Origin of the sequence: Streptococcus halichoeri, assembly GCF_009870755.1 — a bacterium.
In the GTDB taxonomy this organism is placed as follows: Bacteria; Bacillota; Bacilli; order Lactobacillales; family Streptococcaceae; genus Streptococcus; species Streptococcus halichoeri.
This window is the reverse complement of the sequence record NZ_WLZU01000010.1, coordinates 37,884-54,108: the sequence shown is the minus strand read 5'-3', so window position 1 is coordinate 54,108 and position 16,225 is coordinate 37,884. Positions and strand designations below refer to the sequence as shown.

The 16,225-nt window shown below is 41.0% G+C and carries 18 protein-coding genes and 1 other annotated feature; all 18 genes read left to right on the top strand.

All coding sequences use genetic code 11. From position 1 onward, the window contains the following. Positions 1-469: 469 nt before the first annotated feature. Positions 470-1,612: a cysteine desulfurase family protein gene (locus GWD08_RS03985; RefSeq protein ID WP_159564347.1), complete on the top strand. Its 1,143-nt coding sequence runs from the start codon at positions 470-472 to the stop codon at positions 1,610-1,612. Positions 1,613-1,614: 2 nt separating this feature from the next. Continuing rightward, entirely contained in the window at positions 1,615-2,829 is a 1,215-nt protein-coding gene (gene thiI / locus GWD08_RS03980; protein WP_159564345.1) for a tRNA uracil 4-sulfurtransferase ThiI, read from the top strand. A gap of 249 nt (positions 2,830-3,078) precedes the next feature. After that, positions 3,079-4,281, top strand: a complete 1,203-nt coding sequence (locus tag GWD08_RS03975; protein WP_159564343.1) for a CapA family protein — start codon at positions 3,079-3,081, stop codon at positions 4,279-4,281. A 191-nt stretch (positions 4,282-4,472) separates the two neighbouring features. Then, positions 4,473-4,544 (top strand) — a sequence feature (ribosomal protein L21 leader region). A gap of 36 nt (positions 4,545-4,580) precedes the next feature. Then, positions 4,581-4,895, top strand: coding sequence for a 50S ribosomal protein L21 (rplU, locus tag GWD08_RS03970; protein WP_159543903.1), 315 nt, complete (start codon positions 4,581-4,583; stop codon positions 4,893-4,895). Between the two features lie 8 nt (positions 4,896-4,903). Then, on the top strand, positions 4,904-5,227 hold the full coding sequence (locus tag GWD08_RS03965) for a ribosomal-processing cysteine protease Prp (protein WP_159564341.1): 324 nt from the start codon (positions 4,904-4,906) through the stop codon (positions 5,225-5,227). 27 nt (positions 5,228-5,254) lie between these two features. Then, on the top strand, positions 5,255-5,548 hold the full coding sequence (gene rpmA / locus GWD08_RS03960) for a 50S ribosomal protein L27 (protein WP_003065365.1): 294 nt from the start codon (positions 5,255-5,257) through the stop codon (positions 5,546-5,548). A 248-nt stretch (positions 5,549-5,796) separates the two neighbouring features. Then, on the top strand, positions 5,797-6,720 hold the full coding sequence (locus tag GWD08_RS03955; protein WP_159564339.1) for a LysR family transcriptional regulator: 924 nt from the start codon (positions 5,797-5,799) through the stop codon (positions 6,718-6,720). After that, entirely contained in the window at positions 6,704-7,156 is a 453-nt protein-coding gene (gene lspA / locus GWD08_RS03950) for a signal peptidase II (protein ID WP_159543897.1), read from the top strand. Before GWD08_RS03955 ends, lspA begins: the two co-directional genes overlap by 17 nt. Continuing rightward, positions 7,156-8,046, top strand: a complete 891-nt coding sequence (locus GWD08_RS03945; RefSeq protein WP_159550267.1) for an RluA family pseudouridine synthase — start codon at positions 7,156-7,158, stop codon at positions 8,044-8,046. Before lspA ends, GWD08_RS03945 begins: the two co-directional genes overlap by 1 nt. A gap of 282 nt (positions 8,047-8,328) precedes the next feature. Then, on the top strand, positions 8,329-8,850 hold the full coding sequence (pyrR, locus tag GWD08_RS03940) for a bifunctional pyr operon transcriptional regulator/uracil phosphoribosyltransferase PyrR (protein WP_159543929.1): 522 nt from the start codon (positions 8,329-8,331) through the stop codon (positions 8,848-8,850). A 25-nt stretch (positions 8,851-8,875) separates the two neighbouring features. Beyond that, entirely contained in the window at positions 8,876-10,141 is a 1,266-nt protein-coding gene (locus tag GWD08_RS03935) for a uracil-xanthine permease family protein (RefSeq protein ID WP_159564337.1), read from the top strand. Positions 10,142-10,169: 28 nt separating this feature from the next. Further along, positions 10,170-11,108 carry an aspartate carbamoyltransferase catalytic subunit gene (locus tag GWD08_RS03930; RefSeq protein ID WP_159564335.1) on the top strand — a complete coding sequence of 313 codons (939 nt, stop codon included), beginning with the start codon at positions 10,170-10,172 and terminating at the stop codon, positions 11,106-11,108. Between the two features lie 210 nt (positions 11,109-11,318). Then, entirely contained in the window at positions 11,319-12,515 is a 1,197-nt protein-coding gene (locus GWD08_RS03925) for an efflux RND transporter periplasmic adaptor subunit (protein ID WP_159564333.1), read from the top strand. Positions 12,516-12,531: 16 nt separating this feature from the next. Then, positions 12,532-13,242 (top strand): ABC transporter ATP-binding protein, encoded by a 711-nt coding sequence (locus GWD08_RS03920; protein ID WP_159543887.1) that lies wholly within the window; start codon positions 12,532-12,534, stop codon positions 13,240-13,242. 10 nt (positions 13,243-13,252) lie between these two features. Continuing rightward, positions 13,253-14,479 carry an ABC transporter permease gene (locus tag GWD08_RS03915; protein WP_159560459.1) on the top strand — a complete coding sequence of 409 codons (1,227 nt, stop codon included), beginning with the start codon at positions 13,253-13,255 and terminating at the stop codon, positions 14,477-14,479. Next, positions 14,472-15,083 (top strand): TVP38/TMEM64 family protein, encoded by a 612-nt coding sequence (locus GWD08_RS03910; RefSeq protein ID WP_159543883.1) that lies wholly within the window; start codon positions 14,472-14,474, stop codon positions 15,081-15,083. Before GWD08_RS03915 ends, GWD08_RS03910 begins: the two co-directional genes overlap by 8 nt. 453 nt (positions 15,084-15,536) lie before the next feature. Continuing rightward, positions 15,537-15,812 carry a 30S ribosomal protein S16 gene (gene rpsP / locus GWD08_RS03905; protein WP_159543881.1) on the top strand — a complete coding sequence of 92 codons (276 nt, stop codon included), beginning with the start codon at positions 15,537-15,539 and terminating at the stop codon, positions 15,810-15,812. 6 nt (positions 15,813-15,818) lie between these two features. Beyond that, complete coding sequence (locus GWD08_RS03900) at positions 15,819-16,061, top strand: KH domain-containing protein (protein WP_159543879.1); 243 nt, start codon at positions 15,819-15,821, stop codon at positions 16,059-16,061. The last annotated feature ends 164 nt before the right edge of the window (positions 16,062-16,225 follow it).

The following is a 16,225-nucleotide window of genomic DNA, read 5'->3' as shown; positions in this document are numbered from 1 at the left end:
CCTAGAAAAATCAATTCCTAGAGCTTTGTCTTCAATCTGAAATCGCTACTTAACGTGGCGATTTTTCTTTTTTGAGGGTTTGAAAAGCTATGATGGCTATGGAATAACTAACTACGGGAATGATTCAAGCCTTGTTTCCTCGGTTTGGGGTAGCCAACTAAGAGCTTTACCATGAGCCAACTATCACTGAACTATCTGGGATAATGGCCTAAAAAAAGCTGTGCTTAACATCTAAGGGAACTAAGCACTCTGACAAACTTATTTCCCATCAAAGCGGGGATTGCTTCTGCCTTCATCTTTTTGTGGTTTGGTCTTGCGTGGTATTTATTGCTGTATTGGTAATGATTGGTTTGTGCTAGTGGGAGCTTTTTTGTAACTGCAGCTTATAGGGCCAGCTTAAGATTCACTCTTTATCAAGTTAGTAAAAATATGATACAATAAACTGATTGAGTAGTAGTGAAGGTGACATATGATTTATTTTGACAATGCAGCAACAACCCGTCCCTATCCAGAGGCGCTAAAAACCTATAGTGAGGTAGCTAGTAAGATTTTTGGGAATCCCTCCAGCTTACATGTCCTAGGTTCCAACGCCCACCGTATTTTAGAAGCTTCGCGCAAGCAAATTGCTGAGCTACTAGGTGTTGAACCAGATACCATTATTTTTACTTCTGGTGGCACAGAAAGTGATAACTGGGCGATAAAAGGCACAGCTTTTGCGAAAAAAGCTTTTGGCAAGCACATTATTGTGTCTGATATTGAACACCCTGCCGTAAAAGAGAGTGCCAAGTGGCTCCTGGAACAGGGGTTTGATGTGAGCTTTGCACCCGTGACAAAAGCCGGCTTTGTGGATGTGGAGGAGCTTAGCCAGTTGATTAGGCAAGATACGATTTTGGTATCGTGCATGGCTGTCAATAATGAAATCGGCGCTATCCAACCCATTTCGGCTATTTCTAAAATGTTAGCTGATAAGCCCAGCATTACCTTTCATGTGGATGCTGTTCAAGCACTTGGTAAGGTGCCCTTAACCAATTATTTGACCGAGCGGGTAGATTTAGCCTCTTTTTCAGGTCACAAATTTCATGCTGTGCGCGGGGTTGGTTTTCTCTACAAAAAAACAGGAAAAACGATCAGTCCCTTGTTAAATGGTGGTGGCCAAGAAAGCAATCTTCGTTCTACAACCGAAAATGTTCCAGGTCTTGCTAGTATGGCTAAAGCTTTGCGGCTAATGATAGAAAAGCAAGAGCCTACTTTGGTAAAACTTCAAGCGATGCGAACGGTTATAATGGAGGCTTTGAGCACCTACGATGACCTTGTGCTTTTTTCTGGACAAGATGATTTTGCACCTAATATTGTGACTTTTGGCATCAAAGGCGTACGAGGCGAGGTCTTGGTGCATGCCTTTGAGGGCCATGACATCTATATCTCCACCACCAGTGCATGTTCGTCTAAAGCAGGTAAGCCAGCAGGCACCTTGATTGCTATGGGCATCCCTGCCGAACAAGCCCAAACAGCAGTACGCATTAGTCTTGATGAAGAAAATGATATGAGTCAAGTTGAGCAATTTTTAACTGTTTTTAAAATGGTATACACACAAACACAAAAGGTAAGGTAAGCATGTATTATTCAGAAATTATGGTTCGCCATGGTGAACTCTCTACAAAAGGAAAAAATAAAATGCGCTTCATCAATAAACTAAAGCGCAATATCACTGATGTCCTATCCATTTATCCCAATGTCCACATTCGCTCAGATCGTGACCGTACCCATGTATACCTCCATGGGACAGATTATCAACCTGTTATGGAGTCTTTACAATTAGTCTTTGGTATCCAAGCACTTTCTCCCGTTTATAAAATTGATAAAAACATAGCAGCTCTTAAAAAAGCTGTGCAAGAGCTCATGCGTGAGCTCTATCAAGAAGGCATGACCTTTAAAATCGCAAGCAAACGAAGTGATCATAACTTTGAACTGGATAGTCGAGAACTCAATCAAGTGCTGGGTGCGGCAGTTTTTGAGGTTTTACCAGAGATTAAGGCTCAAATGAAGCAACCTAATGTCACCTTAAAAGTTGAAATTCGAGAAGAAGCAGCTTATATTTCTCACGAAGAGATTAAAGGTGCAGGAGGTCTGCCTGTTGGTAGCTCTGGCAAGGGAATGTTGATGCTATCAGGAGGTATTGATTCCCCTGTAGCGGGTTATCTGGCCCTCAAGCGAGGCGTGGCTATTGAAGCTGTGCATTTTGCAAGTCCTCCTTACACAAGTCCAGGTGCTCTAAAAAAAGCTAAAGATTTAACCCGGAAATTAACCCGCTTTGGCGGCAATATGCAATTTATCGAAGTTCCTTTTACCGAAATTCAAGAAGAAATCAAAAACAAGGCACCTGAAGCGTATTTAATGACCCTAACACGTCGCTTTATGTTGCGCATCACAGATGCTCTACGAGAGCGGCGTAATGCCTTGGTCATCATCAATGGTGAAAGTCTTGGTCAAGTCGCCAGCCAAACCCTAGAAAGCATGCAGGCTATTAATGCTGTGACTACTACGCCGGTTATTCGCCCAGTGGTGACTATGGACAAATTAGAAATTATTGACATAGCTCAGGCAATTGATACCTTTGATATTTCCATTCAACCCTTTGAAGATTGTTGTACCATTTTTGCCCCAGATCGGCCAAAAACAAATCCCAAGCTAAAAAAGGTGGAAGCCTATGAGACCCGCTTTGATATTGATGGCTTGGTTGCGCGTGCACTAGCCGGCGTTGAGATTACCGAGATTACCCCAGAAGCAGACGTTGATCATGTCTCAGAGCTTATAGACCAGTTGCTTTAAAGCAAAGCTTTGCATTTTTAGCTGAGATGGGAAGTTAGCTGCCTTGTTTTTTCAGTCTAACTATGGTGCTGAGCAAGTATATTTGCCATTATCTTACCCTCTAAAAACGTCCAAACGAGTTTGAAAAGAACATGTGGCTTAAAAAGGCTTACATGTCTTTTTTAGTATGCAATATAACTAGTTATACAAAGCGGTATTACCTGTCCATTCATGAAAGTGTTATAATATAATAAATAAGGAGGCAATCATATGAAAAAGGAGTTCCCAATTAAAAGGTTCACGGTGCCAGCAATTGCGATTATTGTCGGTAGTCTTTTATTTTCCTTAGGTTATGATTTTTTTGGTGCTCATTACCAGGTAAGCCCTTTTCAGACGGCAAGGACTCAAAAATCAGCAAGAAATAAAACAGCACGTATTATGGCTAATGGTGACATTCTCATTCATGATGTTCTCTATAGCAGTGCCAAAACCCGACCGGGTCATTATGACTTTACACCCTATTTTGAGTATGTCAAACCCTGGATAAGTAAAGCAGATTTGGCAATTGGCGACTATGAAGGCACAATCAGCCCAGATTATCCTCTTGCTGGCTACCCGTTGTTTAATGCGCCTTTGGCCATTGCAGATGCAATCCAAAAAACGGGCTACGATGTCGTTGACTTGGCCCATAATCATATCTTAGATTCCGGCTTAGCGGGCGCTCTTTATACCCGACAGGTCTTTCAAAAAAGAGGGATTGATAGTATCGGCCTTTATCCTAAAAATCGGCAAACAGATCCTCTTTTAATCAAGAAAGTCAACGGAATTAGGATTGCTATTTTAGGTTATTCTTATGGTTACAATGGAATGGAAGCTAATCTAAGCCAGGAAGAATATGACAAGCACCTGGCTAATTTAGATGAGGCAAAAATCAAGCAAGACCTTAAAAAGGCTGAACGCGCGGCTGATATTACTATTGTCATGCCACAGATGGGAACAGAGTACGCCATGCAACCCACTAGTGAGCAAAAGGCCTTGTATCATAAGATGATTGACTGGGGAGCTGATGTGATCTTTGGGGGACATCCGCATGTTGTTGAGCCGGCAGAAGTGGTAACGAAAAACAAGGCAAAAAAGCTCATTATCTATTCCATGGGGAATTTCCTTTCCAATCAGCGCTTAGAAACGGTAGGTGATATTTGGACAGAACGTGGTTTACTGATGGATTTGGTTGTTGAGAAAAAAGCCGGAAAGACCTCCATCAAATCGGCCAAAGCACACCCAACAATGGTCTTAGCTAAAAGCAAGGGCGTTTATGGTGAGGAAGGCTATGAACTTTATAATTATCGAACGCTCATTCTGGAAGATTTTATTAAAGGAGGCCGCTTGCGCAAGCAATTGGATGCAGGCACGCAAGCAAAAGTTGATCAAGCCTATACAGAAATGCAGCAACATGTTGGCTTGAAATGGTAAAATCATCTGCGTATCTTGCCGAAAGTTAAGACAGTTTTTCGCCACATACAGCTCTTGCAATGACAGCAGTGAGGATTGTGTGCCAAGAAAAACATCGCTGGCAATGGCAAAAGCCACCAAAAGAAAAAATGCTGTGAAAAGCTTGAAATGCATAAAAGAGAGTGCTATAATAGTAATGTTGACTTAATGCACGTCCTGTGCAACCGCGCGACAATCGTTTAAGTAGGGTGACCTCACGATCATAGGCGAGTCTTCACAGAGGGAAACCTCAATTAAAAATTATTTATAGGAGGTGCATCATGAGCACATACGCAATCATCAAAACTGGTGGAAAACAAGTTAAAGTTGAAGTAGGTCAAGCGATCTATGTTGAGAAAATTGACGCTGAAGCTGGTGCAGAAGTAACATTTAACGAAGTTGTCCTTGTTGGTGGCGAAAATACTGTTGTTGGAACTCCCCTTGTTGAAGGAGCTACCGTAGTTGGAACTGTTGAAAAACAAGGTAAACAACGAAAAGTTGTTACTTTTAAATACAAACCTAAAAAAGGTAGTCACCGTAAACAAGGTCACCGTCAACCTTACACTAAAGTTGTCATCAACGCAATCAACGCCTAGTTTTTGTTATGATTAAAGCAAGCTTTTCACGCGATGAGGATGGCACCTTACGTGACGTTACTCTGACTGGCCATGCCGGTAGTGGCGAGTATGGCTTTGATATTGTTTGTGCGGCAGTGAGTGCACTAGCGATTAACTTTATTAATTCCCTAGAGGCTTTAACGCAGACACAAGCAGACGTAACAATGGATGCAGTTGAAGGTGGGTACATGAGAGTCTCAGTCCCACATGACACGTCAAAGAATGGTCAATTATTATTTGAATCATTTCTTTTAGGAATGACTAATATATCTGAAAATGCCTCGGAATTTGTCCAGACAACAGTCATTTAGATTTATAATAAGAGAGGAAACAACATTATGTTAAAAATGAATCTTGCTAACTTGCAACTTTTCGCCCACAAAAAAGGTGGAGGTTCTACATCAAACGGACGTGACTCACAAGCAAAGCGCCTTGGTGCTAAAGCAGCTGATGGTCAAACGGTTTCAGGTGGTTCAATCCTTTACCGTCAACGTGGTACACACATCTATCCAGGTGTAAACGTTGGTCGTGGTGGTGATGACACTCTTTTTGCTAAAGTTGAAGGCGTTGTACGCTTCGAACGTAAAGGTCGCGATAAGAAACAAGTATCAGTTTACCCAATTGCAAAATAAGTTATTTAATCGCATGAGATCAGACTTTTTCCCGAAAACTCGGAAAAAAGTCTGTTTTTTATTTGTCAGTGAGCAGGTGAAATATCATTAGTGACTTTTTCAAGTGTTTTTCAAGCGTTTTTGAGACCCTTCTCGAGTGCATTCTCAGCAGCCTTCCCAACGGATTAGGCGGACAATGCAATCAAAGCGCATATGAGACAGAAATCTGATATAATAAAATCATCATGGATAGGAACTAATATGGATTTATGAATATTCAACAATTACGCTATGTAGTAGCCATTGCTAACAATGGCACTTTTCGTGAAGCAGCGGCCAAATTATATATTAGCCAACCCAGTCTTTCGGTTTCCATTAGGGATTTAGAGGCAGAGCTTGGCTTTCAAATTTTTCATCGTACTACTAGTGGTACTGTTTTAACTTCCCAGGGAATGACTTTTTATGAAAAAGCCGTAGAAGTGGTTAAGGGCTTTGACTCCTTTGAGAAACAATTTTCACCCTCTGCGATTGATAAAAACGAATTCTCAGTGGCCAGTCAGCACTATGATTTTTTAGCCCCGCTGGTTGCGACCTTTGCACAAGTCTATCCAGAACCTAAAGCTCTGCGACTTTTTGAAACCACAACGATTCACATATTAGACGAAGTAGCTCAGGGCAGCAGTGAACTTGGGATTATCTATCTCAATGCCCAAAATCGCAAAGGCTTGTTGCAGCGGATGGACAAGCTTGCTCTAGAGTATGTGGTATTAATGCCTTTTCAAACACATATTTATCTGGGAAGTGCACACCCACTAGCTCACCGAACCTCACTAACATTAGCAGACCTGGAAGGCTATCCTGCGGTGCGATTTACCCAAGAAAAGGAAGAATATCTATATTATTCCGAAAATTTTGTCAATACGCGTGATGATAGCTTGACCTACTATGTGACAGACCGTGCGACCTTAAATGGTATTTTGGAGCGAACAGAGGCCTTTGCTACGGGGTCAGGTTTTTTAGATCATAATAGTGTTAATGGCATTTCGGTTATTCCACTGGCGGACCACAGTCAAAATGTTATGGTTTACATTAAACGAATGGACAAGGCTTTGAGTCCGGCTGCCCTAACCTTTATTAAGATAATGCAGTCCTATTTTGAAAGTATGAGAGAAGAAGATGGTAAAAACAATTAAGCTTGTGATAAGTGTTGGCCTGTTACTTGCCCTTGATCAGTGGGTTAAATTTTGGACGGTAAGTCACTTGCAGCTAGGAGAAATCAAACCATTTATTAAGGGAGTGGTTAGTTTGACCTATTTGCAAAATAGCGGTGCTGCTTTTTCTATTCTCCAGCATCAGCAATGGTTTTTCACCTTAGTCAGCCTTGTGGTGCTAGGCGCAGCTTTATATTATTATTTTAAGCGGGACACAGGGCTTTGGTTGAAGGAGTTGGCCCTAATGTTTATAATCGCTGGTGGACTTGGCAATTTTAGTGACCGTTTACGACTAGGTTATGTTATTGATATGGTGCACCTTGATTTTATTGATTTTGCCATTTTTAATGTGGCAGATTCGTATTTATGCATAGGAGTTGCCTTACTTTTTATAGTATTATGGAAGGAAGAAGTGTGATGAACATAATCAATCAGCTGGGCAATTTACGCTTGGATAAGGCATTGGCAGAGCAGAGCATCTTGTCACGTTCTCAGGCCAACGAGGCGATAAAGGCTGGAACAGTTAGGGTCAACGGTGCCATCAAAAAGGCAAAATATATGGTGCAAGAAGGTGACCACATCACCTATGAATTACCTCAGATAGATTCATTAGATTATCAGGCAGAAAATATCCCTTTAGATATTATCTATCAAGATAGTGCTCTTGCTATTATCAATAAACCTCAGGGCATGGTGGTTCATCCTTCTGCCGGCCATACTTCTGGGACCTTGGTCAATGCCCTGTTGTATCATATCAAGGATCTATCCACGATTAATGGGGTGGTGCGTCCAGGAATTGTGCATCGCATTGACAAAGATACCTCAGGGCTTTTAATGGTTGCTAAAAATGACCAGGCTCATCAACGCTTGGCTGATGAATTGAAAAAGCAAAAGGCCCATCGGCAATATTTGGCAATTGTACATGGTAATATAAAAAACGATAAAGGCGTGATTGATGCTCCGATTGGCCGCAGTGACAAGGATCGCAAAAAACAAGCTATCACAGCAAAAGGCAAGCCAGCTATTACCCATTTTCAGGTCCTTGAACGCTTTGGCAATTACACCCTGGTGTCTCTAAGGCTTGAAACTGGCCGTACTCACCAAATTCGTGTTCATATGGCTTATATTGGCCATCCGCTCGCAGGTGATCCGGTCTATGGTCCTAGAAAAACCTTGGTCGGGCAGGGGCAATTCCTGCATGCCCAAACCTTAGGTCTGACTCATCCTGATTCGGGTGAATGGCTGACCTTTACAGTTCAACCGCCCGATTTGTTTCAAGCGACCTTAGCTCGTTTGCGTCAGTCATAGGAGCAGATAGCACAATCCTTAAAAGTACCAAAACTGGCAACTGCTTGCCTGTAGCTTGCTTTTTTGTAAATCATGTGCTTAAATTTCCAAAAAGCTCTTGCATCCTAAAAAGCATTTTGATATACTAGTAAAAATTAAATAATCCTTTAAAACAGTCCCGTGAGGCTGTCAAGGAGTCCAGCATAAAAGAGTGTGCTTTGCTTTGCCTGTGAAGCATATGACTATTTGGTGTCATCTCCTTGTTATCAAGGAGATTTTTTTGTGCCGAAAGGAGAAAAAGAAGTGAAGTCAAAAGAAATTGTTGATGCGATGACAATGAAGCGGGCTATAACGCGGATTACCTACGAAATCATTGAACGAAATAAGGATCTGGATCAATTAGTTTTAGCAGGCATTAAGACGCGTGGGGTGCATTTGGCGCAGCGGATTCAAGACCGGCTCTATGAATTAGAAGGTCTTAAGGTCCCTGCAGGTGAGTTAGATACTAAGCCCTTTCGCGATGATATGAAGGTTGCTGAAAATACCACCCAAATGGCAACGGACATTACCGGTAAGAATGTGATTTTGGTTGATGATGTTTTATATACCGGGCGCACGATTCGCGCAGCGATTGATAATCTGGTCAGTCTGGGTCGTCCAGCGCGGGTTAGTTTAGCCGTTCTTGTTGATCGTGGCCATCGCGAACTACCGATTCGTGCCGATTATGTTGGGAAAAATATCCCAACAAGTAGTGATGAAGCCATTGTTGTTGAAGTTGCTGAAGTGGATGGACAGGACCGCATCAGTATTGTAGCGCCAGACTAAAGCAAGAAAAGAGGAAAATAAGATAATGAAAGATGTTCTTTATGACGTCAACGAGATGCCTAAAGCAGGGGTCCTGGTCGGCTTATCCTTTCAGCACTTGTTTGCGATGTTTGGGGCAACGGTTTTAGTTCCCATCCTAGTTGGCATTGATCCGGCTGTAGCCCTTCTATCAAGTGGGCTAGGAACCCTGGCACATTTATCGGTCACCAAGTTTAAAATTCCCGCTTATATGGGATCTAGCTTTGCCTATATTGCCGCCATGCAGATGCTCATGAAAACAGATGGCATTTCTGCTGTTGCTCAGGGCGCTGTCACTGGTGGCTTAGTATACCTGATTGTGGGTTTAATTGTCCGAGCAGTCGGCAATGATTGGATTGATCGTATTTTACCACCAATTGTTGTTGGGCCAATTGTGATGGTTATCGGACTTAGCCTTGCCACAACTGCTGTTGATAATATTATGCTAAAGAATGGCCATTACAACCTTTTATATTTCTTTATTGGGATGGTTACTCTTTTGGCTGTGATTTTCTTCAATATTTATGGCAAAGGAATCGTGGGCATTATCCCTATCTTACTAGGGTTAATTGTTGGTTATATCTTTGCCATCGGGATTGGCCTGGTCACGGGGCAGCAAATTATTGATTTTCAATCGGTAGCCCAAGCCAAGTGGTTTAGCCTGCCTTCAGTTGAACTCCCCTTGGTCAATTATGGCTTAAAGCTTTATCCAAGTGCAATTTTAACAATGGCACCGATTGCTTTTGTTACTATGACGGAACACTTTGGACATATCATGGTCTTAAATAGCCTAACAAAACGTGATTATTTTAAGGACCCAGGCTTGGATCGCACTCTAACAGGTGATGGTTTAGCCCAGATTGTGGCTGGCTTCCTAGGTGCCCCACCGGTCACTTCCTACGGTGAGAATATCGGAGTGATGGCACTAAATAAGATTTACTCTGTCTATGTGATTGCAGGAGCGGCTGTCATTGCTCTGCTGCTAAGCTTTGTCGGGAAAGTATCAGCGTTGATTCAATCCATCCCTTCGCCAGTACTTGGTGGGATTTCTGTCGCTCTCTTTGGGGTCATCGCTTCAAGTGGCTTGAAAATTTTGGTGGAATCACAGGTTGATATGGATGATAAGAAAAACTTATTAATTGCTAGTGTTATCTTGGTTTCGGGAATTGGTGGCTTGATGCTGCAAATTCAAGGACTACAGATTTCAGGTGTTGCCTTTTCAACACTCTTAGGAATTATCCTATATCAAATTCTTCCTCATTCAGCTAACTAGTTAAAAATAAGCAACAAAGGAGACAGTCATGCCAGTAGTAGATAATAAGGTTACACTAAACCATTTGGTTTCAATGGAGTTACTTACTAATGAAGAGGTCATCGGACTTATCATGCGAGGCGAGCAATTTAAGTCTAAGCAAGTAGCCTGTCCTCATTACCAGGACAAGTTTGTTACTAATCTCTTTTTTGAGAATTCCACAAGGACACATAAGTCATTTGAGGTTGCAGAGCATCAGCTAGGCTTAAATGTGATTGCATTTGACACTGATACCAGTTCGATACAAAAAGGTGAAACCTTATACGATACTGTCTTAACAATGTCTGCTTTAGGAGCGGAAGTGTGTGTGATTAGACACCCAGAAGAAGATTACTATAAATCTCTCATAACGAGTCCCACCATTACAGCCTCAATTATCAACGGAGGTGATGGTTCAGGACAGCATCCTAGTCAATGCTTACTTGATTTAATGACGATTTATGAAGAGTACGGCCACTTTGATGGCTTAAAAATTGCGATTGTTGGTGATTTGACTCACTCAAGGGTCGCAAAATCCAACATGCAGATCCTAAACAGGCTAGGAGCAACTCTATATTTCTCTGGCCCACAACAATGGTATAGCAAAGAATTTGATGCTTATGGTCAGTATCTAGCCATGGATCGGATTGTGGAGGAAGTGGATGTATTGATGTTACTGCGCGTGCAGCACGAGCGTCACGATGGACAAGAGAGTTTTTCTAAAGAAAGCTATCACCAATTGCATGGCTTGACCCCTAAACGTTATCATAAGTTGAAAAAGCATGCCATCATTATGCACCCTGCTCCTGTCAATCGTGATGTGGAAATAGCCGATAGCTTAGTCGAAGCAGAAAAATCCAGAATTGTTCGCCAAATGACCAACGGTGTCTATGTGCGAATGGCAATTATCGAAGCTATTTTAAATGGCCGTGCAGCAAAAATAAATTAAAGAAATGTAAAAAACAGTAAACAATCGTTTATTGTTTTTTCTTACAAACTTGTAAGCTTATGCCTAGTAGTAATGTGCTATCATAGAGACAAGATAAGGAATTTACTCATAAAGATAAAATGTGGGATTTATTCTTGACAGGCAAATTAAAAGATTATATACTTGTCTTACAAAAATAATACAAAAATCTAGAGAGATAGAGGTAGGAAAATGGCTCGCGCAAGAGAACAAAAAATGACTAAAAAGACTAAGATACTTATCAGCGGTGTGGCGGCAGTTAGCCTGGTTGGCCTTGGAACTTTTTTGTGGTTTAAATCTCAGCCTTCCCAAGCTGGACAAAACAAGGAAAGTAACTATCAAACCATCAAAGTTACCGAAGGGACAATTTCCTCATCAACCTTGTTGTCTGGCACTGTCAAGTCAGAATCAGAACAGTATGTCTACTATGATCCTGCTCGCGGAAATGGAGCGAGTGTTGTCGTTAAAGTCGGCGATAAAGTGGCGCGGGGCCAACAATTAGTCCAGTACAATGCGACTGCTGCTCAAGCTGCCTATGATACTGCGGTGCGGAATTTAAACAAAGCAGCACGTCAGATCAATAGTTTTCGAACCTACGGTTCAGTAGCGACCCCTACAGAAGGTGCTAGCGCAGCCGGCCAAGTTACCCAAAGTTACAATCAACAATTACAAGACTTAAATGATGCTTATGCTGATGCCCAATCCGAAGTTAACAAAGCAAAAGAAGCTTTAAATCAAACCTTAGTTCTTAGTGATGTAGAAGGTACAGTGGTTGAGGTTAACAATGATATTGACCCTTCCTCTAAAAATAGTCAAACGCTTGTGCATGTCGCCTCTGAAGGTAAACTGCAAGTAAAAGGAACCCTGACAGAATTTGATTTAGCCAATATTAAAAAAGACCAAGACGTCAAGATCAAGTCTAAGGTATATAGTGATCAAGAATGGCAAGGCAAGATGGCCTATATTTCTAACTACCCGACCGTTCAAGCCGCTGCTAGTCCACAGCCTGAGGGAGAGAACACTAATTCCCAGGCTTCTAACTATGAATATAAAGCAGATATTACCAGCCCCATTAAGAATTTAAAACAAGGGTTTGCTGTTACTGTTGAAGTCTTAAATCCTAATAAACGGACCTTGGTACCTTTAAAAGCCGTTGTTAAAGATAAAACAAAGCACTATGTGTGGTTATACAATGCAAGTACGAAAAAAGCTATTAAAACAGAAGTACAAGTAGGCAATGCTGATGCGCGTCAACAAGAAATCACTTCTGGCTTGAAAGTTGGGCAAATATTAATCAAAAATCCGGATAAAAAGCTTACAAGTGGTAAGACCTTAGAACATATTGATGACTCAGCCAGTCAGCCATCAACAAAACATACAAAAAAATAGGTAAGAGGTAAACAGGGTGTCAGCTAATAGAGAAGAATTAATCACTTTAAAACATATCGTTAAGCGTTATCAAAATGGTGATCAAGAACTTCAGGTTTTAAAAGGGATTGACTTAACGGTCTACAAAGGAGACTTTTTGGCCATTATGGGACCATCAGGATCGGGTAAGTCAACCCTGATGAATATCATCGGTCTTTTAGATCGTCCTTCCCAAGGACAGTACCGGCTACATGACCATGAAGTTGATCGTTTGTCAGACCGTCGCTTAGCACAATTGCGCAATGAAGAAATTGGTTTTGTTTTTCAGCAATTTTTCTTGTTATCCAAATTAACAGCTCTGCAAAACGTGGAACTCCCTTTAATCTATGCTGGTGTGGGGGTTGCAAAACGCCATAGTTTAGCGCAGCAATTTCTTGAAAAAGTGGAACTGGGCCAACGGATGAAGCACTTACCATCAGAGCTTTCTGGTGGGCAAAAGCAGCGGGTGGCGATCGCTCGTGCCTTGGTTAATAACCCATCAATTATTTTGGCCGATGAACCAACCGGAGCGCTCGATACGAAAACGGGTGAGCAAATTATGGAACTGCTTACAGAGTTGAACAAGGAAGGAAAGACAATCATCATGGTAACCCACGAACCTGATATTGCCGATTATGCTACGCGAAAAATCGTCATTCGAGACGGTGAAATTACGACCGACACGACAGAAAGTGTCAGAATAGACTAAGAGAGAGAAAATGGAAAATTGGAAATTTGCCCTGTCTTCAATTTGGGGCCACAAATTAAGATCGCTCTTGACCATGCTAGGTATTATTATTGGTGTTGCCGCTGTAGTGATTATCATGGGGCTTGGGAATGCCATGAAAAAGAGCGTCACGAGTTCCTTTGCAAATAACCAAAAGGACATTCAACTGTATCTACAAACAAAAAAGGATGAAGATAATCCTTATGCAAGTTTTAATATTGCAGAAAATACCCGTGATTTTAAATATGAATGGCTTGATCAAATCGTTCGTGATATTGATGGGATTGAATCTTATTATGTGACCAATTCAGCTAATGGTAATATTAGTTATGAAAAGAAAAATGCGAAAAACACAACAATTACGGGTGCCAGTCAAGCTTACTTTAAGGTTAAAAAATATAATCTCCTTGCAGGACGCACTTTAACCGATCGTGATTATCATAATTTTTCACGTATTATGTTATTGGACAGCGTTTTAGCAGATAAACTATTTGGCAAAGGTAACTACAAAGAAGCCCTCAACAAGGTTGTGAAAATTGGTGGTAATAAAGACTATCTCGTAGTCGGTGTTTTCAAAACTGACCAGCCATCTATCGGAATTGATGGCAGTGAAGTTGGCCAAGCCGTCATGGCAAACACGCAGGTGGCTTCAGAGTTTCACACTAATGAGGTCGGATCAATTTTCGTCCATGTGACTAATATCCAAGATAGCGAGCGCTTGGGAAAGCAAGCGGCAAATATGTTAACCAAGCTTTCACATGTGCGTGATGGAAAATATGTTATTCCAGATAATAGTCAAATCATTAGGGAAGTTAATAGTCAATTTGCTATAATGACAACAGTTATTGGTTCAATTGCAGGCATTTCACTTCTTGTTGGTGGGATTGGTGTGATGAATATTATGTTGGTATCGGTCACAGAGCGTACTCGCGAGATTGGCTTGAGAAAGGCCTTGGGAGCAACACGTGCCAAGATATTAACACAATTTCTCATAGAATCTGTGGTCTTAACGATTCTAGGTGGCTTACTTGGTCTTCTATTATCTTATTCAGCTGTAGGAGTTTTAGGAAATGCCCTAAAATTAAAAGAAGCTACTGTATCTTTAGACACTGCTTTGATTGCGATAGCGTTCTCAGCAGCCATCGGAATTATTTTTGGAATGCTTCCGGCCAATAATGCAAGTAAATTGGATCCGATTGAGGCATTAAGGTATGAATAAGCATGGTATTAGACACTCTAAGCTAAAAAAACTCATTCGCGGTATTGGCATTGTGTCAATTATCCTTTCGATACTATTTGTTTGTTATTTGATTGGAAAATTGGACATTTTTAATAATCCTCAAGCTTTGGCTGATTTAATAAAAAACCATATCCTTCTTGGGTCAATCGTGTTCTTTATTATTCAAATCATCCAAGTGGTTATCCCGATTATACCAGGTGGTGTGACTACAGTTGTTGGTTTTCTCACTTTTGGGCCTATATTAGGTTTTATCCTTAATTTTACCGGCATTATTTTAGGATCCTGTATTCTTTTTTACCTGGTTAGACGCTTTGGACGGCCCTTTATTCTTCTCTTTATTGATGAAAAGAAGATTCAAAAATATGACAAGCAATTAGCTAGCCGTACTTATGAGACGATCTTTATCCTCAATATGTTATCGCCCATGGCACCAGCAGATGTCATGATTATGATAACAGGACTTAGTCGGATTACCTTTAAACGTTTTTTAACGATTATTGTGCTGTGTCGACCAGTTTCAATGATAACTTATAGTTATTTTTGGATTTACGGCGGAACATTTATCAAGCAGTTTTTGCATTAATAACCTAAAAACAAGAGAATATCACTCTCTTTTGAGTTGATTGTCTCTTGTTTTTTATAGTGCTTGTCTTATGCGTTTGAGATGTTGTTGGCCAATTTCAAGTGAGATTTCTGCTCGCTCAATTACAATTTCTGTCAGACAGACAAGCTCATTTGTTAGCTTGTATCACCCCTCCCTTGTTCCCAGTTGGTAGAGCATACTTTGATATGGCGCTTGGGGAGTTTTCAGCCCTAATCGCAAAAGAGCCGCGCAAGTTCCTAACTTATCGACAAAAGCCAGTTTTTTTCTCCATTTGCTGGCCAAGCTATCCTCTTTTTGGGTCTTGAGCTAAGGGCAGCTGAAAGATGTCAAGAAAAAAACTTGACAGTTCTTGCCAGGTGAGTTATACTTAAAACAGTGAGAAAAGCTTAGCTGCTTTCTCAAGATTATCTAAAGAAAAGAGACTATAATCAAATGGCAGTAAAAATCCGCTTAACACGTATGGGTTCTAAGAAAAAACCTTTCTACCGTATCAACGTTGCTGACTCTCGTGCTCCACGTGACGGACGTTTCATTGAAACAGTTGGAACTTATAATCCCTTGGTTACTGAAAACCAAGTAGAACTTAAAGAAGACCGTATCCTTGATTGGTTATCAAAAGGAGCACAACCTTCTGATACTGTGCGTAACATCCTTTCAAAAGCAGGTGTTATGACTAAATTCCACGAACTAAAGTTCTCCAAAAAATAAAAGCCTATGGATACCATTGAAAATCTTATTATCGCCATTGTGAAACCACTGATTTCACAACCGGATAAGCTTACAATTAAGATAGAAGATGCTCCTGATTTTTTGGAGTATCATCTGGATCTAGATGCACAAGACATCGGTCGTGTTATCGGAAAAAAAGGTCGCACCATTACAGCGATAAGATCGATTGTCTATTCGGTTCCTACACAAGGTAAAAAAGTAAGACTCATTATTGATGAGAAGGACTAAAAGCCAGTTGCAAGACTGGTTTTTTTGTAGCCTCCCTAGCTCAGCTGATGAATGCTTTTGAGCATGCTTTTCTTCTTTGTTATCTGGGTGCAAATTGCTTGTGAACATGTTAAAATGGAAGTTGAGTTAGATGAAAAGAACTGTTCTTGTTTCTTTTTGAAAAC

Bases quoted from the DNA above. Each gene is read 5' to 3' on its own strand.
- rpsP (WP_159543881.1), top strand. From the start codon at position 15,537: ATGGCAGTAAAAATCCGCTTAACACGTATGGGTTCTAAGAAAAAACCT.
- GWD08_RS03910 (WP_159543883.1), top strand. From the start codon at position 14,472: ATGAATAAGCATGGTATTAGACACTCTAAGCTAAAAAAACTCATTCGC.
- lspA (WP_159543897.1), top strand. From the start codon at position 6,704: ATGGTAAAAACAATTAAGCTTGTGATAAGTGTTGGCCTGTTACTTGCC.
- GWD08_RS03935 (WP_159564337.1), top strand. From the start codon at position 8,876: ATGAAAGATGTTCTTTATGACGTCAACGAGATGCCTAAAGCAGGGGTC.
- GWD08_RS03975 (WP_159564343.1), top strand. From the start codon at position 3,079: ATGAAAAAGGAGTTCCCAATTAAAAGGTTCACGGTGCCAGCAATTGCG.
- GWD08_RS03945 (WP_159550267.1), top strand. From the start codon at position 7,156: ATGAACATAATCAATCAGCTGGGCAATTTACGCTTGGATAAGGCATTG.
- thiI (WP_159564345.1), top strand. From the start codon at position 1,615: ATGTATTATTCAGAAATTATGGTTCGCCATGGTGAACTCTCTACAAAA.
- GWD08_RS03930 (WP_159564335.1), top strand. From the start codon at position 10,170: ATGCCAGTAGTAGATAATAAGGTTACACTAAACCATTTGGTTTCAATG.
- GWD08_RS03915 (WP_159560459.1), top strand. From the start codon at position 13,253: ATGGAAAATTGGAAATTTGCCCTGTCTTCAATTTGGGGCCACAAATTA.
- GWD08_RS03955 (WP_159564339.1), top strand. From the start codon at position 5,797: ATGAATATTCAACAATTACGCTATGTAGTAGCCATTGCTAACAATGGC.
- GWD08_RS03985 (WP_159564347.1), top strand. From the start codon at position 470: ATGATTTATTTTGACAATGCAGCAACAACCCGTCCCTATCCAGAGGCG.
- GWD08_RS03900 (WP_159543879.1), top strand. From the start codon at position 15,819: ATGGATACCATTGAAAATCTTATTATCGCCATTGTGAAACCACTGATT.
- GWD08_RS03965 (WP_159564341.1), top strand. From the start codon at position 4,904: ATGATTAAAGCAAGCTTTTCACGCGATGAGGATGGCACCTTACGTGAC.
- GWD08_RS03925 (WP_159564333.1), top strand. From the start codon at position 11,319: ATGGCTCGCGCAAGAGAACAAAAAATGACTAAAAAGACTAAGATACTT.
- rpmA (WP_003065365.1), top strand. From the start codon at position 5,255: ATGTTAAAAATGAATCTTGCTAACTTGCAACTTTTCGCCCACAAAAAA.
- rplU (WP_159543903.1), top strand. From the start codon at position 4,581: ATGAGCACATACGCAATCATCAAAACTGGTGGAAAACAAGTTAAAGTT.